This is a genomic window from Cellulomonas sp. FA1 (assembly GCF_000986825.1).
Classification (GTDB): domain Bacteria; phylum Actinomycetota; class Actinomycetes; order Actinomycetales; family Cellulomonadaceae; genus Cellulomonas; species Cellulomonas iranensis.
Map to the genome: position 1 here is coordinate 1,639,520 of NZ_LBMY01000001.1, position 21,828 is coordinate 1,661,347.

The window sequence follows — 21,828 nt, forward strand, 5'->3', positions numbered from 1 at the left end:
CAGGATCGACGCAACACGTGCCCGGCCGAGGCTGGCGGCACTCCCAAGAGCCCTGGTCATCCATCAGCTCACTGCGACCGCCTCCAGCACGGCCCGGAACGCCTCGACCGCGGGCGCCCCGGCCGCCGCGTCGCGACGCGACGTGAACACCGTGCGGTGCGGGTCGCCCGGCAGCGGCACGAGCCGGCACGTCGTCGTCCGCTCGCGCCACACCAGCCCCGGCAGGATCGCGACGGCGTTGCCGGACTCGACGAGCCGGATCTGCGCCTGCAGGTCGGCGGTCTCGTACCGCACGTCGGGCTCGAACCCGGCCGCGCGGCACGTCTCCTCGGCGAAGTGCCGCGACGCGGTGCCGCGCGGCTCCATGACCCACGGCACGCGCGCGGCGTCGGCGAGGTCACGGACGCGCTCGCGCGTGACGCCGACGGGTGGCAGCGCGAGCCGCAGCGGGTCGGTGACGAGGTCGCGGCGGTCCAGGCCCGGCAGCCACGGCGCTGCGTGCGCGGGGTACTGCTCGGCGACGACGAGGTCGAAGTCGCGCGCCCACGTGTCGTGCAGCGCCTGCGCGGGCTCGCGCTGCACCATCTCGACCCGCACCTGCGGGTGCTCGTCCGCCGCGCGGCGCAGCGCGGCGGGCATGAGCGCGAGCGCGGCGGACTGGAACACCGCGACGCGCACGGTGCCGCGCACCTCGGTGAGCGACGCCGCGAGCGCGGCCTCGGTGCGCTCGACGGTGTCGAGCAGGGCCTCGGCGGCCTCGACGAGCACGAGCGCCTGCGGGGTCAGCCGCACGCCCCGGCCGACCTTGCGCAGCAGGGGCACGCCGGCCTCACGCTCGAGCTGCGTGAGCTGTTGCGACACGGCGGACGGGCTGTAGCTGAGCGCCTGCGCGGCGGCCGCCAGCGTGCCGCGCACGGCGACCTCGCGCAGGATGACGAGACGGCGCAGGTCCAGCACGGCGGCCTCCGGCGGTGACGCGGCCCGGCGCGGGACGCCCGGGCACCGTTCAGCAGATCTGACGAGTATCGGTGAGAAACGGTCGCTTCCCCTGACGACTCACCGCTCCCGATACTGACGCCACACCCGGCCGGCACCGGCGGGACGACGCAGCGGCAGCGAGGACACGATGACCGGCACGGCGACCCACCCCGACGGCACGACCGACCGCGACCCTGCCGCCGACCACGCCGACGAGGTCGTCGCGCTGGTGCGGCGCTGGCTGCGCGAGGCCGCGCGGCACCCCGTCGACCCCGCCGCGGCGCACCTCGCGGCGCTGCTGCGCGAGCCCGACGGCCTGGCGTTCGCGGTCGGCTTCGTCGACGGCGTCGTGCGACCCGAGGACACGCGCGTCGCCGCGCACCGGCTGCGCGAGCTGGCCGCACGCCCGCCGCGGTTCCTCGCGCCGCACCTGCGCGCCGCGGTCCGGCTCGGCGGCGCGCTCGCCCCCGCGCTGCCGGACGTCGTCGTGCCCGTCGCGCGACGCGTGCTGCGGCACCTGGTCGGCCACCTCGTGGTCGACGCGACCGACCGGCGCCTGGGCCCGGCTGTCGCGCGGTTGCGCCGTGACGGCGTGCGCCTCAACGTCAACCTGCTCGGCGAGGCCGTCCTGGGGCGCCGCGAGGCCGAGCGTCGCCTCGCGGGCACGCGGCGACTGCTCGCGCGCGACGACGTCGACTACGTGTCCGTCAAGGTGTCGTCGGTCGTCGCGCCGCACGCGCCGTGGGCGTTCGACGCAGCCGTCGAGGACGTGGTCGCCCACCTGACGCCGCTGTTCGAGCAGGCCGCGTCGGCCCCGACGCCCCGGTTCGTCAACCTCGACATGGAGGAGTACAAGGACCTCGACCTCACGGTCGAGGTGTTCACGCGCCTGCTCGACCGCCCGTCGCTGCGCACGCTCGAGGCGGGGATCGTGCTGCAGGCGTACCTGCCGGACGCGCTGCCGGCGATGCAGCGGCTGCAGGACTGGGCCGCACGGCGCCGGGCCGCGGGCGGCGCCGGCATCAAGGTCCGGCTCGTCAAGGGCGCGAACCTGCCGATGGAGCGCGTCGAGGCCGAGGTGCACGGCTGGCCGCTGGCCACGTGGGGCAGCAAGCGGGAGACCGACGCGCACTACAAGCGCGTGCTCGACTGGGCGCTCACCCCCGAGCGGATCGCGAACGTGCGCCTGGGCGTCGCGGGGCACAACCTGTTCGACGTCGCGCACGCGTGGCTGCTCGCGGGCGAGCGCGGCGTGCGGCACGGCGTCGAGGTCGAGATGCTGCTGGGCATGGCGCCCGGCCAGGCCGAGGCCGTGCGCCGCGACGTCGGCGGGCTGCTGCTCTACACCCCGGTGGTCGCGCCCCGGGAGTTCGACGTCGCGATCGCGTACCTCGTGCGGCGCCTCGAGGAGGGCGCGTCGAGCGAGAACTTCATGTCCGCGGTGTTCGACCTCGCCGACGACGACGCGCTGTTCGAGCGCGAGCGCGAGCGGTTCCTCGCGGCGCTGCGCGACGTCGACGCGCCCGCGCCCGAGCGCCACCGGGTCCCCGACCGGCACGCCGCGGTGCCGCCGTCGGCGCCCGGCGCGTTCACGAACACGCCCGACACGGACCCCGCGGTGCGCGAGCACCGCGCGTGGGTGCGCGACGTGCTCGCGCGCGTCCCCGGATCGACGCTCGGTGCCGCGGGGGCCGGCGCGGCACGCGTCGACGACGCCGGCGTGCTCGACGCGCTGGTCCGTGACGCGCGCCGGGCCGGCGAGGCGTGGGGCGCGCGCCCGGCGGCCGAGCGCGCGGCCGTGCTGGACCGCGCGGCGGACGCGCTCGAGGCCCGCCGCGGGGCGCTGCTCGAGGTCATGGCGGCCGAGGCCGGCAAGACCGTCGACCAGGGCGACCCCGAGGTCTCCGAGGCGGTCGACTTCGCGCACTGGTACGCCGAGCTCGCGCGCGGGCTCGACCGTGTCGACGGCGCGACGTTCGTGCCCGCGGCGCTCACGCTGGTCACGCCGCCGTGGAACTTCCCGGTCGCGATCCCGGCGGGGTCGACGCTCGCGGCGCTCGCCGCGGGCTCGGCGGTGCTGCTCAAGCCCCCCGGGCCGGCCGAGCGCTGCGGCGCGGTGCTCGCCGAGGCGCTGTGGGACGCGGGCGTCCCGCGCGACGTGCTGCGGCTGGTGCAGGTCGACGAGGACGCCCTGGGCCGCGCGCTCGTCGCGCACCCCGCCGTCGACCGCGTGGTGCTCACGGGCGCGTACGAGACCGCCGAGCTGTTCCGCTCGTTCCGCCCCGACCTGCCGCTGCTGGCCGAGACGAGCGGCAAGAACGCGATCGTCGTGACGCCGTCGGCGGACCTCGACCTCGCGGTGCGTGACGTCGTGGCCTCGGCGTTCGGGCACGCGGGGCAGAAGTGCTCGGCGGCGTCGCTCGTGGTGCTGGTGGGGTCGGTCGCGACGTCGCGCCGGTTCCGCTCGCAGCTGCTCGACGCGGTGTCGTCGCTGGCCGTCGGGCTGCCGCAGGACGCGCGCACGCAGGTCGGCCCCCTGATCGAGCCGGCCGCGGGCAAGCTGCTCACGGGCCTCACGACGCTCGAGCCGGGCCAGGCGTGGGCGCTCGCGCCGCGTCGCCTCGACGACGCGGGGCGGCTGTGGTCCCCGGGCGTCGTGACGGGGGTCGCACGCGGGTCGCGCACGCACCGGACCGAGTACTTCGGGCCCGTGCTGGGCGTCATGACCGCGGCGACGCTCGGCGAGGCGATCGACCTCGTGAACGACGTGGACTACGGGCTCACCTCGGGCCTGCACAGCCTGGACCCGGCCGAGATCGGCACGTGGCTCGCGCGCGTGCAGGCGGGCAACCTGTACGTGAACCGCGGCACCACGGGCGCGATCGTGCGCCGCCAGCCGTTCGGCGGGTGGAAGCGTTCGGCCGTCGGCCCCGGCACGAAGGCCGGCGGTCCCAGCTACCTCGCGGGCCTGGGCTCGTGGGCGTCGGCGCCCGCCGCGGCGGAGGCGACCGTCACGTCGCCTGCGGTGCGGCACCTGCTCGCGGCGGTGCGCGCCGACCTGCCGGCGTCCGACGCCGAGCGCGTCGAGCGGGCCGCGCGCAGCGACGCCGCCGCGTGGGCCGAGCTGTTCGCCGCGCGCGACGTGAGCGGCCTGGCGGCCGAGCGCAACGTGCTGCGGCACCTGCCCGTGCCTGCGCCCGTGCTGGTGCGGCGGTCCGACGGCGCACCGGTCGCGGACGTGGTCCGCGTCGTGGCCGCGGCCGCGGAGGCCGGTGCGCCGGTCGTGGTGTCGGTGCCCGCGGCCCTGCCCGCGCGGCTCGCTGCCGCGGTCGCGGCGCTCGGCGCCGTGCACGTCGAGGACGACGCCGCGTGGGCCGCCCGCGTCGCGCGCCTCGACGGCGGTCGCGTTCGCCTGGTCGGCGGTGCGGCGGCGGACGTCGCGGCGGCCACGGGCGGGCGTCCGGACGTCGCGGTGTGGGACCACCCGGTGACCGAGGCGGGGCGCGTCGAGCTGCTGCCGTTCCTGCGCGAGCAGGCGGTGAGCGTCACCGCGCACCGGTTCGGCACGCCGCACCCGCTGACGGACGACGTGCTGCCGGTCGTGCGCTGACGGGCCGCCCCGGCGCCTTCCCGCGAGGCCTCAGTCGCGGCTGAGCGGCGGGTGCAGGGTCGTGACGTCGCCGCGCCGGTACAGCACCGCGGGGCGGCCGCGTCCCTCGGCGCGCGTGCGGCCGGTGTCGACGAGCAGGCCGGGCACGCCGGTGACCTTGCGGTGGAAGTTGCGCGGGTCGAGGGGCCGGCCCCACACGGCCTCGTAGACGCGCCGCAGCTCGGCGACCGTGAACTCGTCGGCGCAGAACGCGGCGGCGAGCGGGCTGTACTCGAGCTTGGCGCGCGCCCGCTCGACGCCGTCGGCGAGCACGCGCGCGTGGTCGAACGCGAGCGGGCGCGCGAGCGCGTCGTCGACGCGGACCCACGCGGCGCCGGCGGCGTCGCTCCCGGCGCGGGGCTCGGGCAGGTCGGGCGCGAGCGCGAGGTAGGCGACGGACACGACGCGCATGCGCGGGTCCCGGTCGGGGTCGCCGTAGGACGCGAGCTGCTCGAGGTGCCCGGGGACGTCGCGCACGCCGGTCTCCTCGGCGAGCTCGCGCGCGGCGGCGGCGTCGAGGCCCTCGTCGGGGCGCACGAAGCCGCCGGGCAGGGCCCACCGGCCGCGCCACGGGTCGGCGCCGCGCTCGACGAGCAGCACGTGCAGCGCGTCGTCGCGCAACGTGAGGACGACGAGGTCGACGGTCACCGCGAACGGCGGGTGGTCGGCGGGGTCGTAGCGGGTCGCCATGACGACACCTTATCTCGTCACGTTGACGAGAAACCATCCTCGTGTTTATCGTCAGGGTGACGACAACACGAGGAGGAGACATGGCGACCATCACGCGCTACCCCGGGGTCCGGCACCTGCGCTCGACCCCCACGACCCACGTGCTCCAGCTGCGCCGCGGCCGCGTGCGCCGCTCGGGCGTCGGGCTCGCGTTCTGGTTCCGGCCGCTCACCGCGGCGCTCTCGGAGGTCCCCGTCGACGACCGCGAGCTGCCGCTCGTCGCGCACGCCCGCACCGCCGACCTGCAGGACGTCACGGCGCAGGTCACCGTGAGCTACCGCTTCGAGGAGCCCGACCTCGTCGCGCAGCGCCTCGACTTCAGCATCGACCCCGCGACCGGCCGGTGGACCGGCAACCCGCTCGACCAGGTCGGGCGGCTGCTGGGCGAGCTCGCCGCCGGGCACGTCATGGACGCGCTCGCCGGCGCGACCCTGCGCGAGGCCGTCACGTCGGGCGCCGGCCCGCTGGGGCGCCGCGTCACCGCGGCCCTCGTCGCCGACGAGCGCGTCGCCGCGACCGGGCTGCGCGTGCTGGGCGCCCGCGTCGGGTCGGTGCGCGCCGACGCCGACCTCGAGCGTGCGCTGCAGACCCCGGCGCGCGAGACCGCGCAGGCCGAGGCCGACCGCTCGACGTACGAGCGGCGCGCGCTGGCCGTCGAGCGCGAGCGCGCGATCGCCGAGAACGAGCTGAGCAACCGCATCGAGCTCGCGAGCCGTGAGCAGCAGCTCGTCGCGCAGGAGGGCACCAACGCCCGGGCGCGCGCCGACGAGGCCGCCGCGGCCGGGCTCATCGAGGCCCGCGGCCGTGCCGAGCGCCGCCACCTGCAGGCCACGTCGGACGCCGAGGCCACGCGTCTGCAGGGCGAGGCGGACGGCGCCGCCGAGCGCGCCCGCATGGCCGCGCTGGCCGAGGTGCCGCAGGACGTGCTGCTCGCGGCCGCGCTGCGCGAGCTCGCGACGCACCTGCCGGAGATCGGGCAGGTCACCGTCACGCCCGACCTGCTCACGGGCGCCCTGGCGGCGCTCACGACCCGGCGGGGCGAGTGACGTGACGCTCGCACCGCGCGCGGTGGTCGTGCACCGCCGCTCGGAGCTCGACGAGCTCGTCGACCGGCACGGCACGCGCGGCCAGGTCGAGTTCTTCCTGCGCACGCGCGGGCGGGACCTGGCCGACGTGCAGGCGCGGCACGACGCGCTCGCCGACGCGCTGCGCACCGTGCGCGCGGCCGTCCCCGCGGACTGGCGGCGCGGGGACGTCGAGCGGGGCGACCTGCACCGGTTCGCGTTCGACCCCGACGACGTGTGCCTCGTGGTGGGGCCCGACGGCCTGGTCGCCAACACCGCGAAGTACCTGCGCGACCAGCCGGTCGTGGGCGTCGACCCCGAGCCGGGGCGCAACGCGGGCGTCCTCGTGCGGCACCGCGCCGACCGGGTCGCGCACGTGCTGGGCGACGTCGTGCGCGGCACGGCCGTCGTCGAGGGGCGCGCGCTCGTGCGCGCGACCCTCGACGACGGCTCGGCGCTCGACGCGCTCAACGACGTCTACGTCGGGCACGTCGGCCACCAGTCGGCGCGCTACCGGCTCGCCGCGCCCGAGGGCGTCGAGCGGCAGTCGTCGTCGGGCGTCGTCGTGACCACCGGCACGGGCGCGACGGGCTGGGCGACGTCGCTCGCGCGCGGCCGCACCGACGCTCCCCCGCTGCCCGGGCCCGGCGACGACGCGCTCGCGTGGTTCGTGCGCGAGGCGTGGCCGTCGCCGGCGACCGGCGCCGACCGCACGGCGGGTCTGCTGGCCGCGCGGCAGGAGCTCGCGCTCGTCGTCGAGTCGGACGCGCTCGTGGTGTTCGGCGACGGGCTCGAGGCCGACCGGCTCACCGCGACGTGGGGCCAGACCGTGCGCGTGGGCGTGTCCGACCGGCGGCTGCGGCTCGTCGCCCCGTGACCGCGCAGTGACCGCGCCGTACCGTGCCTGCCGGGGCACGGCGGGCGCGCGCGTCAGCCCTGGTCGGCGTCGTCGCGCGCGACGAGGTACACGCGGCCCGACGCGTCGACGACGCGCTCGAACCCGCCGCGCAGCTCGCCCTCGCGCGCCCGCTCGTCCTCGGTCACCTCGCGGCCGGCCCGCCGCGGGTCGGTGACCTGCGCGGGGCCGAGCAGGTAGCGCGCGAGCCAGGCGGTCGCGTCGAACCGGGCCTTGCGCTGGGTCATGGCCGACTCCGTTCGTGCACTCATGTTCAGTGCACTCACTATCGCATGCCTAGGATGGGGCGCGTGACCACGCCCGCGCCCGCCGACCCGCTCGCGGTCGAGGCGCAGGTCTGCCTCGCGCTGTCGGCCGCCGCACGCAGCCTCGTCGGCTTCTACCGGCCGGTGCTCGAGCCGCTGGGCCTGACGCACCCCCAGTACCTCGCGATGCTCGCGCTCTGGCAGTACGCGCCGCTGTCCCTGCGCGACCTCGCCGACCACCTGCACCTCGAGCCCGCGACCACGTCCCCGCTGGTCCGCCGCCTCGAGGCCCTCGGCCTCGTGACGCGCACGCGCGCCGAGGACGACGAGCGCGCGCTGCGCATCGACCTCACCGACGCCGGCCGGGACCTGCGCGCCCGCGCCGAGCAGGTGCCCGCGACGATGGTCGAGCGGCTCGGTCTCACGGTCGAGCAGATCGACGAGGTGCGCCGCGCGTCGCAGCTCGTGATCGACGCCTGCGAGCGCGTGCGCGACTGACCTCGCCCACCCCCTGTCGGCGCACGCCCGATCGGGTGTTGCATGGCTCCCGTGACCCCGAGCGACGCACCGGGCACCGACCCGAGCGGCACCCCGGCCCTGACCCCCGGCTTCCACGGGCGCCCGCGCCCGTCGGGCGTCGCGCTGCCGCCGGGCCAGTACGAGGTCCACGACTTCCCGGTGCTGTCCGCCGGGCCGACGCCGAACGTCGACACCGCGCACTGGCAGCTCGAGGTGCGCACCGAGGACCACGCGACGTGGCGCTGGACGTGGGCCGAGCTCCTGGCGCTGCCGCAGGACGACGCGGTCGTCGACCTGCACTGCGTCACGCGGTGGTCGAAGTTCGGCACGCGCTGGCGCGGCGTGAGCCTCGACGTGCTGCTCGCGGACGTCCCGTCGGCCGCGCAGCACGCGCTGGTCGGCTGCTACGGCGGCTACACCACGAACCTGCCCGTGGCGGACCTGCTGGGCGGTCGCGCGTGGATCGCCCACACGTACGACGGGCGCCCGCTCGACCCGCTGCACGGCGGGCCCGCGCGGCTGCTGGTGCCGCACCTCTACCTGTGGAAGTCCGCCAAGTGGGTGCGGTCGATCACGCTGCTGCGCGACGACCAGCGCGGGTTCTGGGAGCGGTACGGCTACCACGACTACGGCGACCCGTGGCGCGAGCAGCGCTACCAGGGCGACTGAGCGCGCGAGATGACGACGTCCGACGTCCCCCGGCTCGGCGAGCGCTCCGCGGTCGCGCACGGCTGGCGCACCGCGACCCTGGTCGACGCGTCGCACGAGACCGCCACGGCACGCACGCTCGTGCTCGACGTGCCCGCCTGGCCGGGCCTGCGCGCCGGGCAGCACGTCGACCTGCGCCTGACGGCCGCCGACGGGTACACCGCCACGCGCGCCTACTCCGCGAGCGCGCCCACCGACCCCGCGCACCCGACGCACGTGCAGGTCACGGTGCAGCGCGTCGCGGGCGGCGAGGTGTCGCCCTACCTCGTCGACGACTTCCCCGTCGGCGCCGGGATCGAGGTCCGCGGGCCGGTCGGCGGGTGGTTCGTGTGGGAGCCCGGCGCCGCGGGCGGCGCACCCGTGCTCCTGCTCGCGGGCGGGTCGGGCGTCACGCCGCTCGTCGCGATGGTGCGCGCGCGGCGCGCCGCGGGCGACCGCACGCCGTTCCGGGTCCTGTACTCGGTGCGCATGCCGACCGACGCGATGTTCCTCGACGACCTCACGGGCGCGCGCCTCGACGGCGTCGAGTCCGACGTGTGGTTCACGCGTGCCGCTCCCCCGGACGCGCCGCGCGCCGTCGGGCGCATCGGGCTGCGGGACGTCGCGCAGCACGGCTGGCCCGCCGACCTCGCACCCGTCTGCTACGTGTGCGGGCCGACGGCGTTCGTCGAGGCGATGACGCGCCTGCTGCTCGTGCTGGGGCACGAGGCGCGCGCGATCCGCGCCGAGCGGTTCGGGCCGTCGACGGACTGACGCGTGCCGCCCCGCGCCGCCGGGGGCCCGTGACCCTCGCGTAGGCTGCGGTGCGACCGGACCGGGAGGGGTGACGCACGTGCCACGCACCGACGCCGCGCGCGCACGCCACGCCCCGCGCACGCCCCGGACCCCGCTGACGGCCGTCGCCTCGGTCCGCCTCGGCGTCCTCGTGCCTGTGCTCGCCGGGCTGCTGCTCGCGCTCGGCACGTCGCTCGGCGACCCCGTCGCCTCACCGCTGCAGCTCGTGCTCGTCGCCGCCGTCGGCGCGACCGGCCTGGCCGTCGCGGGTGCGCTGCTCGTCCCGGTCGCCGCGGTCCTGCTCGGGGCGCTGCCCCGCACCCGGCCCGCACCGGCGTCCCACCCACGCGCACCGCGCACGCCCGCGCGTCAGCAGGACCCCACCGCGGCAGGCCGGCCGCACCCCCGGGCACCGGGAGCGACGACGCTCCCGCGCGCCCTCCGGACCGTCTGACCGCTCCGGCACCGCCCCGACCGGGCGCGGCGCGCGGGACCTCGTCGTCCCGTCCCGTCGTCCTCGCTGGAGTCCGCCGTGCCCTTCGCCCTCCCCGTCGCCGCGCCCCTCGGCGCGCCCGTCGCCGTCCCCGTGGTGTCCACCCTCGTCCACCCGATCCGCGTCCTCGTCGAGCACGTGCTCGTGGCGTCCCACGACGTGCTCACCGCCCTCGGTCTCGACCCCGTGGGTGCGGCGTGGTCGCTCGCGGTCGTCGTGCTGGTGGTCCTCGTCCGCGTCGTGCTGCTGCCGCTCGTGGTGCGGCAGGTGCGCGGCGCCCACGCCATGGCGCTCGTGCAGCCGCGGCTGCAGCAGGTGCAGGCCCGCTACCGCGGGCGCACCGACCCCGCGTCGCGCCGGGCGCTCGTCGCCGAGCAGCAGGCGCTGCTCGGCGAGGCCGGAGCGAGCCCGCTCGCGGGCTGCCTGCCCGCGCTCGCGCAGGCGCCCGTGCTGTACGCGCTGTACCTCACGCTCGCGGGCCTCGGGCACGACGGCGGCGTCGGCCCCCTCACCGGTGCCCTCGCGCAGCAGGCCGGCGCCGCGACGCTGTGGGGCGCACCCCTGGCCGGCACGCTGGGTGCCGCGGCGTCGACCGGTGCGCTCGTCGTGGGCGTGGCACTCACGGTCGTGCTGTGCGGCGGGCAGGTGCTCGCGGGCTGGCTCGCGACGCGCAACCGCCCGCCGGTCGACCCGGGGGTGCCGATGGCCCGCCTGACCACGACGCTGCCCGTCGTGCTGCCGCTCGTCATGGCGGTCGCCGCGGTGCACGTGCCGCTGGGCGTGGTCCTGTACTGGGCGACGTCGGCGCTGTGGTCGGTCGGGCAGCAGCTCGTCGTCAACCGCGTGCTGCCGCACCCCGGGCGGGCGGGGCGGCGCGCGGGCCGGCGCGTCTGAGCGGGGTGCGCCGCGCGCCGGCCGGGACCCGGCTCAGTGCGCGGCGCGGCCCCGGCGCTTGTGCACCTGGTGCATGACGAGCACGACGACCGCGCCCACGACGAGCCCGATGATCGCCGACGCGACGGTCTCGACGAGCCACGCGAGCACCCCGCCGACGCCCGCGACGCCGTGCACGGCGTCCTCGAGGTGGTGGACCACGTCGTACAGGCCGTCCCACCCGAGCTCGTGCACGCCGACCAGCAGGATGTGCCCGCCGACCCACAGCATCGCCGCGATGCCCACGGTCGACAGCACGGCGAGGACCTTGGGCATCGCCGCGACCAGCCCGCGCCCGAACGCCGCGGTCGCGCCGTTGCGCGTCTGCGCGAGCCGCAGGCCGATGTCGTCCATCTTCACGATGAGCGCGACGACCCCGTAGACGAGGGCCGTGATCCCGAGCGCGACGATCACGAGGATGATCGCGCGGGACACGATCGGCTGGTCGGCGACCTCGTTGAGCGCGATGACCATGATCTCGGCCGACAGGATGAAGTCGGTGCGGATCGCGCTCGACACCATCCGCCCCTCGGCCTCGGGGCCCTGCTCGGCGGCCGTGACCTCGGGCTTGGCGGCGTGGTGCCCGCTCACGGCCTCCCAGAGCTTCTCGGCGCCCTCGAACGCGAGGTACGTGCCGCCGACCATGAGGATCGGCGTGAGCAGCCACGGCACGAACTGGCTGAGCAGCAGCGCGGCCGGGAGGATGAACAGCAGCTTGTTGCGCAGCGAGCCGCGCGCGATCTTGGCGATGATCGGCAGCTCGCGCTGCGCGGTGACGCCCTGCACGTAGCGCGGCGTGACGGCGGTGTCGTCGATGACGACACCGGCCGCCTTCGCGCTCGCGCGGCCGGCCGCCGCGCCCACGTCGTCGACCGACGCGGCCGCGAGCTTCGCGAGCGCCGCGATGTCGTCCAGGAGCGCCGCCAGACCACCAGCCATGTGCCACCTTCTCCGTGCCCGGTGCCGCGCCCGTCGCGCGCCGAAGCACAGGGTAGGGCCGCGCGGGGCCCGGCCCCACCCGGCGACCGCGGCGCGTGCGGGCGGCGGTCCGCGGCGCGCGACCGCGCGGCGGCGACGGACCTCGGGGACACTCGCCGGGTGAGCGACACGTACCGGTACGACGTGGAGATCCTCCACCTGCTCGTGTCACCCGCGCACGCGTACTTCGGCCGCCCGCGCGACGGCGCCGCGGACGTCCCGACCACCGACGCGGACCGTGTCGAGGTCGTCGCCGGCAAGGGCGTCGTCGGCGACCGGTTCTACGGCAAGGCGGTGCACCTCGACGCGTCGATCACGCTGATCGCCGCCGAGGCGCTGGACGCCGTCGCCGCCGAGCTGGGCGTGCCGGCGTTCGACCCGCTGCTCGCGCGCCGCAACGTCGTGCTGCGCGGTGCGCACCTCACGCCGCTCGTCGGCCGGGAGGTGGTGCTCGAGTCCGGGGGCGACGCCGTCGCGCTGCGCGTCGGGCGCTTCGCGAACCCGTGCGCGTGGATGGACCGCGTGCTCGCGCCCGGCGCGCACCCGGCGCTGCGGGGCGGGCGCGGCGGCGTGCGCTGCCGTCCGCTGACCACCGGGCTCCTGCACCGGGGACCGGCCGTGCTCGTCAGCCCCGTCCCGCTGGACCCGGCCCGCGCGGGCGACGCCCTCCCCCGTCCGCGGCTCCCCTAAGAGGTGCCGTACCGATGCGCACCACCGATCTCGCTCGACGACTGGACACCGCGCACCGTCAGGGCCAGTAACGGACGGGATTCTGCCCAGGGTCGTGGTACGCGCGACCGAGCAGCTCCGGCATGGGTGAGCCCAGCCGGAACTCGACCCGCCCCTCCTCGGTGCTGGGCTCGACGCCGTCGATCCGCCAGGCGCCCCTCACCGAGCGCTCGATCACGGCGACGAGCCCCACCGGCTTCTCCGCGCGCAGACGCTGCAACGACAGTCGCCACGCCTTCCGGGCCCGCTCACGAAGATCCTCAGGGCTGAGCTCGGCTGCCTGCGGAGGCAGCTTCACGACGATGAGCTTCTGATCGGCGGGCAGCGCCTCATCGGCGCCGGACGTCGGCGGCGAGGACGTATCGGCCTGGGCGGCGACAGGGATGGCACCGATCTCGACCGCCTCCGCGATCCGCGCCACCACCTGATCGCTCGACGCATCGGGGCCGCCGACAACCTCGACATACGCGCGCGCAGCGTCGACGAGCGACGCAGCGACGAGCACGCTGTCGCCCTGCACCCGTGATCGCCCGTCGTCCGAGACCCGCACGGAGAGTTCGTCGTCGGGGTCGAGCGCGGCGAGTCGCTGACGAACCTCCGGCGGACACACTTCCCGCACGTCAGCAAGGAGGACGGCCGCGATCTCGGTCGTCCTCTGGGCCTCCTTGGTCCGCGGACCACCGAGGTGCACGACGCGCGCACGACCGAGGGCGCGCTGGCGAGGGTCGCTGGACGCCAGCATCTCGATTGCTGCGGCGACGCGCCGGTTCCGCTCCTGATCCCGGCTGGCGCGGTACACGAGCACCGACCCGAAGCCAGCGCCGACGAACGCGAGCAACGGCGACAACCACTGGTCCACCAGAACACCCCTTCCGACCAGGTCACTCTGGCAGGTCACGCCGCCCGGTGGGTCGCGTTCGCCCGACTCCTTCTCCGTCGATCCGTGCGCCTGGGTGGTACCTCACGTCGCCACCGGGCCACCTCACTCTCGGCCCCGGGGTCGCCCGCGCTACTGTCCGCGCATGACCGATCAGCAGTCGCCCTACGCGTCGGGCCCGGCGGACCCGTCGGACCCGTCGCGCCAGCCGCCCGCGCAGGCGTACCCGCCGCCCGTGCCGGAGTACGGCTACGCCGAGCCCGTGGCCGGGCTGCCGGCCGCGCAGCCGGGCTACGCCGTGCCGCCGCCGGGTCAGCAGCCGTACGGGCAGCCGGGCTACGGGCAGCCGGGCTACCCGCCGCCGGGCTACGGCTACCCGGCGTACGGGCAGCCCGGGTACGGCGTCGACCCCGTGTCGGGGCAGCCGTGGTCGGAGAAGTCGCGCACCACGGCGGGGCTGCTGTCGCTGCTGCTGCCGCTCGTCGGCGTGTGCGGCGTCGGCCGGCTGTACGCGGGCAACATCGGGCTCGGCCTCGCGCAGCTCATCGGCCTGTACGTCGGGTTCGTGCTCACGTTCGTGGGCATCGGGTTCTTCATCGTCCCCGCGGTGTGGATCTGGTCGGTGGTCGACGGGATCGTCCTGCTCACCAACGGCGGCAAGGACGGCACGGGCCGCCCGTTGCGCTGAGGACGACGACGGGGCGGCCCGCCGCAGCGGACCGCCCCGTCATCGTGCCGGCGGACGTCAGGCCGCGGGCTGGCAGACGTACTCGTAGACCTGCTCGCCGGACGGCGTGGCGTAGGTGTACTTGACCTTCGGGTCGACCGTGACGCCGCCGGCCTCCATGACGGGGAAGACCTGCGACTCGCAGCCGCTCTGCAGCATCGACTCGATGCTCGACAGACCCTCGCGCATCTGGTCGACCGTGGCACCGGCGACCGCGTCCTCGGAGTACGTGTACGAGTAGACCAGCGTGCTGGGCCCCTCCGAGGAGATCGCGATCTCGGAGTACATGCCGGGGAACGCGTCGTACAGCGCCGGGATCGACGACTGCGACTGCGCGACCATGTCCTCGAGCTTCGCCTGCTGCTCCGCGAGGTCCCCGCCGGCCGACTCCTCCGCCGTCTCGGCCGGGGTCGGGTCGCTCTGCGCCGACGTCGCGGCGGGCGTCGGCGCCGCGTCGGCGCCGGCGTCGTCGTCCGACGGCGACGAGCACGCGGCGACGCCGAGCGTGAGCGCGACGGCCAGCGCGAGCGAGCCGGTGGCGCGACGGAACGATGCGGTCATGAAGGCCTTCTCTCCTGCGGGGGCGACGGCATCCTGTGGGACACCTGTGAGAGGCATCGTGCCTGGTCGCGGCCTTGCCGACCACGGCTGGGCGGGTGAGATGCGGCAGACGCGACGAAGGTCACACGTCGCTTCCGAGCCGTCTCGCGGTGGTCAGGCGGGCAGCACGTACCGGTACACGAGCAGGTAGTGCAGCACCGCGGCGAGCACCACCAGCACGTGCCAGATCTCGTGGAACCCCAGCACGCCGGGCACGGGGTTGGGCCGCTCGACGACGAAGATGACGAACCCGACGCTGTAGAGCAGGCCGCCCGCGGCCATGAGCACGTACGCGCCCGCGGGCAGGGACACCCCGGAGCCGACCAGCAGCACCGGCATCCACCCGAGCGCGATGTACAGCGTGTTGGTGACGTACTTGGGCAGGTCCCGCACGAGCGAGCGCAGCACGATCCCGGCCACGGCCACCGCCCACACCGCGCCGAGCACGGTCCAGCCGTAGGGGGTGCGGAACAGCACGAGGACCAGCGGGGTCATGGTGCCCGCGATCAGCAGGAACACCGAGTCGTAGTCGAGCGTGCGCAGCACCTCGTTGACGCGCGGGCCGCGGTCGATGCCGTGGTGCAGCGTGCTCGCGACGAACAGCGTCAGCACCGACGCCCCGTACACGGCGACGCCGACGATCTTCCACGGGTCGCCCCCGAGGCTCGCCTGCACGACCAGCAGAGCGGCCCCGACGAGCGCGAAGCAGCTCGCCACGAGGTGCGTGACGGTGTTGATGCGCTCGTCCGTGACGTGCACGCTGCCGTCCCTGCTGCGCAGGTCCGACGCCTGGTCCGAGCCCGTGTCCACCGCCACCTTCTCCTGCGACGCGCCCTCCGGCCGTCCTGTCGACCGTGAGCCTACCGAGCGCCGCCGGGACCGACGGCGCGTGCGTCGTCCGGGTCTCCCGCAGCACCGCAGCCGACGTGACCGCACCACGCACGACGAAGGCCCGGACCATACGGTCCGGGCCTTCGTCATCTTGTAGCGGGGGCAGGATTTGAACCTGCGACCTCTGGGTTATGAGCCCAGCGAGCTACCGAGCTGCTCCACCCCGCGTCGGCTCTGCAACTCTACGTCAGGGCCGCGGGGACTCCAAATCGGTGCGGCCCGGATCGGCCGTGACGGCCGTCACGGCCGATCCGCCGCCCCTTCGGCGGGCACCGCCGGCACCGCACCCGCCCGGGCCCGCGCGGCGCCCTGCGCGACGACCACGCCGAGCACCACGAGCACCCCGCCGACCGGCTCGTACCAGTGCAGCCGCTCCCCCAGCACGAGGATGCCGAGCAGCACCCCGACCACGGGCGTCAGGTACGTGACGGTCGACGCGCGCTGCGCGCCCCACGCGACCACCACCCGGGTGTTCCAGACGTACGCCATGCCGGTGCCGAGCGCGCCGAGCGTGATCATCGCCAGCACGATCGGCCACGTGAGCGCGACCGGACCGGTCGCGATCACGGGCGCGGCGAGCAGCATGACGGCCGCGGCGACGACGACCTGCCCGGCGGCGACCGACTCGGCGGGCAACCCGAGGGGCCGCACGAACCGGCGCAGGTACGTCATGCCCAGGCCGTAGCAGGCGGTCGCGCCGAGGCACGCGAGGACGGCGGGCAGCGGCGCCGCGAGCGCGCCGTCGCCGAGGTACGTCCACGGGCCGACGACGACCACCACACCGAGCGCGCCGACGGCCAGGCCCAGGCGCTGCCGAGCCGTGAGCCGCTCGGCCGGCAGCACCGCCGCGACCGCGAGCGACGTCATCAGGGGCGTCGTGGCGTTGAGGATGCTCGACAGCCCCGACGCGAGGTGCTGGCCCGCCCACGCGAACAGCTGGAACGGGATCACGCACAGCAGCACGCCCAGCACCCCTAGGTGCCACCACGCGCGGGGCCCGCGCGGCCACGGCCGACGCAGCACCAGCATCACGGCGACGAGCGTGACCGCGCCCAGCCACAGCCGCCCGGACGCGACCTGCGCGGGCGACATGCCGTCCAGGGCGACCTTCATGAACAGGAAGCTCGAGCCCCACACGAGGGCCGCTGCCCCGTACTGCGCCGCCACGCGGCCGTCCGTCGTCATGCCGTGAGGATCCCCCGTCGCACCCACATGAGTCGAACTCATCACCGTCATGTCCCGATAGGTTCTTCTCATGCCCACCCTCGCCCAGCTCCGCGTCCTGGTCGGCGTGTGCGACCACGCCTCCTTCACCGACGCCGCGGCGGCGCTGGGCGTGAGCCAGTCGGGCGTGTCGCACGCGATCGCGGCGCTCGAGAAGGAGGCCGGCGGGCGGCTCGTCGAGCGCGCCGCACCCGCGCGCCCCACGGGGCTCGGCGAGCGCCTGCTGCCGCACGCGCGCGCCGCGCTCGCGTCGGCCGACGCGTTCGTCGCCGAGAGCGCCGCGCGACGGCACGTCGGCACCGTGCGCCTCGCCGCGGTGCCCACGGTGTGCCAGGGCCTGCTGCCCGGGCTGCTGCAGCGCTGGTCGCGCGACCTGCCCGACGTGCGCGTCCAGGTCTTCGAGGGCGCCGACGACGAGCTGGTCCCGTGGCTCGAGCAGGGCACGGTCGACGCCGCGGTGCTCGTCGACCCCGCACCGGCACCACCCGGGTCGCGGCTCGTCGCGCGCGACGACTTCCGCGCGCTCGTGCGCGCCGACCACCCGCTCGCCGCCGAGCCCGCGATCGACCTCGCCGAGCTGCACGAGGACGGGCTGCTCGTCTCGGCGGGCGGGTGCGAGCCCCAGGTCCGCCAGATGCACGCCGACGCGGGCCTGGAGTTCCGCGTCGCGCAGCGCGTGCACGAGCTCGCGACGATGATCCGGATGGTGGCCGAGGGCATCGGCGTCTCGGTCATGCCCGCGCTCGGCGGCACGATGCTGCCGCCCGAGCTGACCATGCGCCCGCTGCGCCCCGGGCTCGTGCGCGAGCTCGTGCTCTCGGGCCCGCAGCACCGCCCGTGGCACCCGCTGGTGCACGCGCTCGTCGCCGCCACCGACGACCGGCCCGTCGACGCGACGCACCGCTGACCCGACCCTCCGCCCGCGACGCTCCCCCGGAGGTTCGCGTCGCGCGGCCCCGTCCCGCCCTGGACGCGACGGAGCCCGGGACCGTGGGGTCCCGGGCTCCGTCGCGCGACGTCAGCAGACGTCAGGGGCGTCAGCCGCCGAGGCCGCCCTCGGCGTCCACCGCGTCCTGGATGGCCTGGTCGAGCCGGGCCTGCGCCTCGCCGTAGGCGGCGAAGTCGCCGTCGGCCAGCGCGGCCTGGCTGTCGCGGATCGCCTGCTGCGCCCGGCTCAGCGCCTCGTCGAGCGCCGCGCGCGCGTCGGGGCTGGTCGTGCCGCCGCCGGCGGGCGGCGCGGGCGTCGCACCGTCGGTGGGCTCGGCCGTCGGCGTCGGCGTGGGCTGCACGGCCCCGTCCTCGCCGCTGTCCGGCGCCTCCGCGTCCACGCCCGTGCCCGGGTCCGGCGCGCCCGCGTCACCCGCGTCCGCGCCCGAGTCACCCCCGAACACCTGGTCGAGCGCGCCGTCGAGCGTCTCGGCGTAGCCGATCTCGTCGCCGAACGACACGAGCACGCGCTGCAGCAGCGGGTACGTCGTGCCCGCCGAGGCCTGCACGTACACCGGCTGGACGTACAGCAGACCACCGCCGACCGGCAGCGTCAGCAGGTTCCCGCGCCGCACGGTCGAGTCGCCGCGCGCCAGGATGTTCAGCTGCTCGGACACGGTCGGGTCGGCCGTGAAGTTCGCCGCCGCCTGGCCGGGACCGGGCACGGTCGAGTCGCGCGGCAGCTCGAGCAGCCGCATCTTGCCGTAGTCCTCCGCGACCTCGCCCGGGGTGTTGCCGGCCTCGGCGTCGACCGCGAGGTACCCGGTCAGCACGTTGCGGGCCGTCGAACCACCCGGGATGAACGTCGACATCAGCGAGAACCGCGCCTGGTCCTCGCCCGGCATCTGCAGCGTCAGGTAGTACGGCGGCTGCGGGACGTCCGAGTTGGTGACCGTCGGGTCGGCGGGGTTCTGCCAGAAGTCGTTGCCCGAGAAGAACTCGGCCGCGTTGGTCACGTGGTACTGCCCCAGCAGCGCGCGCTGCACCTTGAACAGGTCCTCGGGGTACCGGATGTGGCTCATCAGGTCGCCCGAGATCTCGGACATCGGCTTGAGCGTCGTCGGGAAGACCTCGGTCCAGGCCTGCAGGATCGGGTCCTCGGCGTCCCACGCGTACAGGTCGACCGACCCGTCGTAGGCGTCGACCGTCGCCTTCACCGAGTTGCGGATGTAGTTCACCTGCTTGGGCAGCAGCGCCTGCACGCTCGCGCTGCGCTCGGTGAGCGAGTCCGTCGTCGCGTCCTCGAGCGACCGGACGGCGGCGTACGGGTACTGGTCCGACGTCGTGTAGCCGTCGATGATCCACTTGACGCGGCCGTCGACCACCGCGGGGTACACGCGGCCGTCGAGGTCGAGGAACGGCGCGACCTTGGCCACGCGGTCGCGCGGGTTGCGGTCGTACAGGATCTGCGAGTGCTCGTTGACGCGCTCCGAGAACAGGATCTGCTCGTCACCGAACTTCAGCGCGTACAGCAGCTTCTGCCACAGGTTGCCGACCGACGGGCCGGCCGACACGTCCTGCGTCGGGAACCGGTACTGCACCGACCCCTGCCCGCCCTCGTCGTCCGGGTAGTCGAACTCCCAGCCGTTGCTGCTCTCGGGGCCGCCGACGATCGAGTACGTCGGCGACTGCTGGCCGAAGTAGATGCGCGGCTCGTACTCGCCGAGCTGGCCCTGCGAGGGGATGCCGCCCTCCCAGAACGCCGGTGCGCCGCGCGCGCCGCGCGTGTTGCCGTACGCGGCGACGACGCCGAAGCCGTGCGTGTACACCGTGGTGTCGTTGGTCCAGTTGCGCTGGCCCGCGTTGAGGCCGTTCTGGTCGAGCTCGCGCACGGCGATCACGGTGTCGCGGCTCTCGCCGTCGATCGTGTAGCGGTCCACCGCGAGCGAGTCCGGGAAGCTGTAGAAGCCACGGATCTGCTGCAGCTGCTTGAACGACGGCGACACGATGTTCGGGTCCAGCAGGCGGATCGACGCGGTCGTCTCGGCGTTCGCGCGCAGCGCGCCGGGCTCGGCCGTGACGTTCGCGTCGTACTCGCTGGTCTCGACGTCCTCCAGCCCGTACGCCGCGAGCGTCGCGTCGATGTTGCGCTGGATGTAGTCCGACTCGGCGTCCTGCTGGTTCGGCTGCACCTGGAACCGCTGGACGATCGCGGGGTACACGCCGCCGACGACGATCGCGGCGACCACCATGAGGCCCACGCCGATCGCGGGCAGGCGCCAGTTGCCGGAGAACGCGGTCGCGACGAACGCCGCGGCGACCACGATCGCGGCGACCGCGAGGATCGCGCGCGACGGGATCACGGCGTTGACGTCGGTGAAGCCCGCGCCCTGCCAGCGCTGCTCGCCCGTCTGCTGCTTGGTGAGGATCGAGTAGCGGTCCAGCCAGTAGTTCGCGGCGACGAGCAGCAGCACGAGCGCGCCGAGCACCGACAGGTGGACGCGCGCGGCCCGCGTCGTGCGCGGCGTGCCCTGACCGCCGCCGATGCGCAGGCCGCCGTACAGGTAGTGCGTCGCGAGCGCCGCGATCCCGGACAGCACCACGACGGCCATGAGGAACGACACGACGAAGCGCAGCCCGGGCAGCGTGAACAGGTAGAAGCCGAGGTCGATGCCCCACTGCGGGTCGACGGTGCCGACCTCGCCGCCGCGCATCCACAGCTGCACGGTGCTCCACTGCTGCGACGCCGCACCGCCCGCGAACAGTCCCAGCACGACCGGGCCGACGATCAGCACGAGCCGGCGCAGCGGCTCGATCGCCTCGCGGTACTGGTCGAGGTTCGCCTGCTCCTGCGTCGACGGCGCGTACACGGGGCGGGCGCGGTACGCGAAGCGCAGCGAGAACCCGACGCCGGCCGCCATGACGGCGAACCCGGCGACGAACAGCAGACCGCGCGTCACCCACTCGGTGCGCAGCACCTCGAGGAAGCCGAGCTGCGAGAACCACATGACCTCGGTCCACACCTGCGCGAGGACGAGCAGCACGACGACGAGCGCGGCGAGCGTGACGAGGGTCGGGACCAGCGGGCCGCGCCGGCGCGGCGTGGCGGGTCGGGGGCGGGGCGGGGAGGCGAAGGTCACGGCGTGGCGGTCCTCGTCGTCGGTCGGCGGTGCGGGTGGGCTCTCGGGCGGGCGTGAGCGCCCACCGTGGCAACGGGCCCGGCGCGTCCCAGGTTCCCACACGGTGCGACGATGGTCGCGTGAGCACGCCTTCGACTCCCCCCGAGCCCGCCAGCAGCCCCGAGGACCGCGCGACCCGCGCGCTCGCCGACGCGGTGCGCGAGATCGAGCACCACGTCGCGACCGCGGGCTGGGACGCCCCCGTGCGCGTGTTCGCGCTCGTGCGCACGCAGGCCGCGCTGGCCGCCGAGCCCGGGCTCGCCGAGCAGCTCGCCCCCGAGGTGCTCGAGGCCGCGCGGGCCGACGACCAGCACCTCACGTCGGTCGAGCAGGAGGGCGTGCCCGCGGCCGAGGACCTCGAGCGCCTGCTCGGGGGCCTGTCGTGGCCCGCGACGGTGGACGGCGCGGCCGTCACGGTCGAGCGCGTCGTGCTGCCCCCGGGCGCGGAGGAGGACCTGCCGTCCGACCCCGACGCGGCCCTCACGGCGCTCCTGGCGCACCCGCAGCGCCAGGACGTGCGCCTCGCGGTCGGCGTGCTCCGCGGCGGTCCCGCGTGGTGCGCGGTGCGCACGCGCGCGCACGACGCGGACGACGCCGTCGGTCAGGGACCCGACCTCGTCCCCGGGCTGGTCGAGGCCGTGCGCGCCACGCTGCTGTAGCGGGCGCTGCCGGCGGGCCCCGGCGGTCC

Annotated in this window: 21 protein-coding genes and 1 tRNA gene; 12 read left to right on the forward strand and 10 right to left on the reverse strand. The window is 75.7% G+C overall.

From position 1 onward, the window contains the following. Nucleotides 1-63 precede the first annotated feature (63 nt). Nucleotides 64-957: a LysR family transcriptional regulator gene (locus GY42_RS07285; RefSeq protein WP_046528829.1), complete on the reverse strand. Its 894-nt coding sequence runs from the start codon at nucleotides 955-957 to the stop codon at nucleotides 64-66. Nucleotides 958-1,126: 169 nt separating this feature from the next. Between GY42_RS07285 and GY42_RS07290 the strand changes: the two genes are divergently transcribed. Further along, entirely contained in the window at nucleotides 1,127-4,588 is a 3,462-nt protein-coding gene (locus tag GY42_RS07290) for a bifunctional proline dehydrogenase/L-glutamate gamma-semialdehyde dehydrogenase (RefSeq protein WP_046528830.1), read from the forward strand. 30 nt (nucleotides 4,589-4,618) lie between these two features. Here GY42_RS07290 and GY42_RS07295 read toward each other — a convergent pair whose 3' ends face one another. After that, on the reverse strand, nucleotides 4,619-5,317 hold the full coding sequence (locus GY42_RS07295) for an NUDIX hydrolase (protein ID WP_046528831.1): 699 nt from the start codon (nucleotides 5,315-5,317) through the stop codon (nucleotides 4,619-4,621). Nucleotides 5,318-5,397: 80 nt separating this feature from the next. Between GY42_RS07295 and GY42_RS07300 the strand changes: the two genes are divergently transcribed. Together GY42_RS07300 and GY42_RS07305 are read left to right on the forward strand one after the other, a co-directional pair. Continuing rightward, nucleotides 5,398-6,402, forward strand: coding sequence for an SPFH domain-containing protein (locus tag GY42_RS07300; RefSeq protein ID WP_046528832.1), 1,005 nt, complete (start codon nucleotides 5,398-5,400; stop codon nucleotides 6,400-6,402). Between the two features lies 1 nt (nucleotide 6,403). Then, on the forward strand, nucleotides 6,404-7,297 hold the full coding sequence (locus tag GY42_RS07305; protein ID WP_046528833.1) for an inorganic polyphosphate kinase: 894 nt from the start codon (nucleotides 6,404-6,406) through the stop codon (nucleotides 7,295-7,297). A gap of 53 nt (nucleotides 7,298-7,350) precedes the next feature. Here GY42_RS07305 and GY42_RS07310 read toward each other — a convergent pair whose 3' ends face one another. After that, nucleotides 7,351-7,563 carry a hypothetical protein gene (locus tag GY42_RS07310; RefSeq protein WP_046528834.1) on the reverse strand — a complete coding sequence of 71 codons (213 nt, stop codon included), beginning with the start codon at nucleotides 7,561-7,563 and terminating at the stop codon, nucleotides 7,351-7,353. 63 nt (nucleotides 7,564-7,626) lie between these two features. On the opposite strand from GY42_RS07310, the gene GY42_RS07315 reads away from it, so the two are divergent. The 5 genes from GY42_RS07315 (at nucleotide 7,627) to yidC (ending at nucleotide 10,969) form a co-directional block, all read left to right on the forward strand. Beyond that, nucleotides 7,627-8,079, forward strand: a complete 453-nt coding sequence (locus GY42_RS07315) for a MarR family winged helix-turn-helix transcriptional regulator (protein ID WP_236686741.1) — start codon at nucleotides 7,627-7,629, stop codon at nucleotides 8,077-8,079. A gap of 42 nt (nucleotides 8,080-8,121) precedes the next feature. Beyond that, complete coding sequence (locus GY42_RS07320; RefSeq protein WP_046528836.1) at nucleotides 8,122-8,769, forward strand: sulfite oxidase-like oxidoreductase; 648 nt, start codon at nucleotides 8,122-8,124, stop codon at nucleotides 8,767-8,769. 9 nt (nucleotides 8,770-8,778) lie between these two features. Continuing rightward, entirely contained in the window at nucleotides 8,779-9,561 is a 783-nt protein-coding gene (locus GY42_RS07325) for an FAD-binding oxidoreductase (protein ID WP_046528837.1), read from the forward strand. A 79-nt stretch (nucleotides 9,562-9,640) separates the two neighbouring features. Beyond that, nucleotides 9,641-10,036, forward strand: a complete 396-nt coding sequence (locus GY42_RS07330) for a hypothetical protein (protein ID WP_152667237.1) — start codon at nucleotides 9,641-9,643, stop codon at nucleotides 10,034-10,036. Nucleotides 10,037-10,114: 78 nt separating this feature from the next. Beyond that, nucleotides 10,115-10,969, forward strand: coding sequence for a membrane protein insertase YidC (gene yidC / locus GY42_RS07335; RefSeq protein ID WP_052748255.1), 855 nt, complete (start codon nucleotides 10,115-10,117; stop codon nucleotides 10,967-10,969). Nucleotides 10,970-11,002: 33 nt separating this feature from the next. On the opposite strand, the gene GY42_RS07340 is transcribed toward yidC, so the two are convergent. Continuing rightward, nucleotides 11,003-11,947: a DUF808 domain-containing protein gene (locus GY42_RS07340; RefSeq protein ID WP_046528839.1), complete on the reverse strand. Its 945-nt coding sequence runs from the start codon at nucleotides 11,945-11,947 to the stop codon at nucleotides 11,003-11,005. Between the two features lie 159 nt (nucleotides 11,948-12,106). Here GY42_RS07340 and GY42_RS07345 point away from each other — a divergent pair, with 159 nt between their 5' ends. After that, the gene (locus GY42_RS07345) at nucleotides 12,107-12,676 is read left to right on the forward strand and encodes an MOSC domain-containing protein (protein ID WP_046528840.1); all 570 of its coding nucleotides are present in this window, start codon (nucleotides 12,107-12,109) and stop codon (nucleotides 12,674-12,676) included. 58 nt (nucleotides 12,677-12,734) lie between these two features. Here GY42_RS07345 and GY42_RS07350 read toward each other — a convergent pair whose 3' ends face one another. Further along, nucleotides 12,735-13,574: a hypothetical protein gene (locus GY42_RS07350; RefSeq protein ID WP_152667238.1), complete on the reverse strand. Its 840-nt coding sequence runs from the start codon at nucleotides 13,572-13,574 to the stop codon at nucleotides 12,735-12,737. A gap of 163 nt (nucleotides 13,575-13,737) precedes the next feature. Between GY42_RS07350 and GY42_RS07355 the strand changes: the two genes are divergently transcribed. Further along, nucleotides 13,738-14,280, forward strand: coding sequence for a hypothetical protein (locus GY42_RS07355; protein ID WP_052748256.1), 543 nt, complete (start codon nucleotides 13,738-13,740; stop codon nucleotides 14,278-14,280). Between the two features lie 57 nt (nucleotides 14,281-14,337). On the opposite strand, the gene GY42_RS07360 is transcribed toward GY42_RS07355, so the two are convergent. The 4 genes from GY42_RS07360 to GY42_RS07375 form a co-directional block, all read right to left on the reverse strand. Continuing rightward, nucleotides 14,338-14,880, reverse strand: a complete 543-nt coding sequence (locus GY42_RS07360; RefSeq protein ID WP_046528842.1) for a hypothetical protein — start codon at nucleotides 14,878-14,880, stop codon at nucleotides 14,338-14,340. 153 nt (nucleotides 14,881-15,033) lie between these two features. Next, nucleotides 15,034-15,729, reverse strand: coding sequence for a PAQR family membrane homeostasis protein TrhA (trhA, locus tag GY42_RS07365; protein ID WP_052748531.1), 696 nt, complete (start codon nucleotides 15,727-15,729; stop codon nucleotides 15,034-15,036). 175 nt (nucleotides 15,730-15,904) lie between these two features. Next, nucleotides 15,905-15,978 (reverse strand) — tRNA-Met (locus GY42_RS07370). A gap of 72 nt (nucleotides 15,979-16,050) precedes the next feature. After that, the gene (locus tag GY42_RS07375; protein WP_046528843.1) at nucleotides 16,051-16,995 is read right to left on the reverse strand and encodes a DMT family transporter; all 945 of its coding nucleotides are present in this window, start codon (nucleotides 16,993-16,995) and stop codon (nucleotides 16,051-16,053) included. A 70-nt stretch (nucleotides 16,996-17,065) separates the two neighbouring features. On the opposite strand from GY42_RS07375, the gene GY42_RS07380 reads away from it, so the two are divergent. Next, on the forward strand, nucleotides 17,066-17,941 hold the full coding sequence (locus tag GY42_RS07380; RefSeq protein ID WP_046528844.1) for a LysR family transcriptional regulator: 876 nt from the start codon (nucleotides 17,066-17,068) through the stop codon (nucleotides 17,939-17,941). A gap of 130 nt (nucleotides 17,942-18,071) precedes the next feature. On the opposite strand, the gene GY42_RS07385 is transcribed toward GY42_RS07380, so the two are convergent. Beyond that, on the reverse strand, nucleotides 18,072-21,101 hold the full coding sequence (locus tag GY42_RS07385) for a UPF0182 family membrane protein (protein WP_046528845.1): 3,030 nt from the start codon (nucleotides 21,099-21,101) through the stop codon (nucleotides 18,072-18,074). Between the two features lie 119 nt (nucleotides 21,102-21,220). Between GY42_RS07385 and GY42_RS07390 the strand changes: the two genes are divergently transcribed. Then, nucleotides 21,221-21,799: a PPA1309 family protein gene (locus GY42_RS07390; protein ID WP_046528846.1), complete on the forward strand. Its 579-nt coding sequence runs from the start codon at nucleotides 21,221-21,223 to the stop codon at nucleotides 21,797-21,799. Nucleotides 21,800-21,828 lie beyond the last annotated feature (29 nt).

What these genes read in the sequence shown, in the direction of transcription:
- GY42_RS07290 (WP_046528830.1), top strand. Translation starts at nt 1,127, where the DNA reads ATGACCGGCACGGCGACCCACCCCGACGGCACGACCGACCGCGACCCT.
- GY42_RS07295 (WP_046528831.1), bottom strand. Translation starts at nt 5,317, where the DNA reads ATGGCGACCCGCTACGACCCCGCCGACCACCCGCCGTTCGCGGTGACC.
- GY42_RS07300 (WP_046528832.1), top strand. Translation starts at nt 5,398, where the DNA reads ATGGCGACCATCACGCGCTACCCCGGGGTCCGGCACCTGCGCTCGACC.
- GY42_RS07310 (WP_046528834.1), bottom strand. Translation starts at nt 7,563, where the DNA reads ATGACCCAGCGCAAGGCCCGGTTCGACGCGACCGCCTGGCTCGCGCGC.
- GY42_RS07320 (WP_046528836.1), top strand. Translation starts at nt 8,122, where the DNA reads ATGGCTCCCGTGACCCCGAGCGACGCACCGGGCACCGACCCGAGCGGC.
- GY42_RS07325 (WP_046528837.1), top strand. Translation starts at nt 8,779, where the DNA reads ATGACGACGTCCGACGTCCCCCGGCTCGGCGAGCGCTCCGCGGTCGCG.
- GY42_RS07340 (WP_046528839.1), bottom strand. Translation starts at nt 11,947, where the DNA reads ATGGCTGGTGGTCTGGCGGCGCTCCTGGACGACATCGCGGCGCTCGCG.
- GY42_RS07355 (WP_052748256.1), top strand. Translation starts at nt 13,738, where the DNA reads ATGACCGATCAGCAGTCGCCCTACGCGTCGGGCCCGGCGGACCCGTCG.
- GY42_RS07360 (WP_046528842.1), bottom strand. Translation starts at nt 14,880, where the DNA reads ATGACCGCATCGTTCCGTCGCGCCACCGGCTCGCTCGCGCTGGCCGTC.
- GY42_RS07375 (WP_046528843.1), bottom strand. Translation starts at nt 16,995, where the DNA reads ATGACGACGGACGGCCGCGTGGCGGCGCAGTACGGGGCAGCGGCCCTC.
- GY42_RS07380 (WP_046528844.1), top strand. Translation starts at nt 17,066, where the DNA reads ATGCCCACCCTCGCCCAGCTCCGCGTCCTGGTCGGCGTGTGCGACCAC.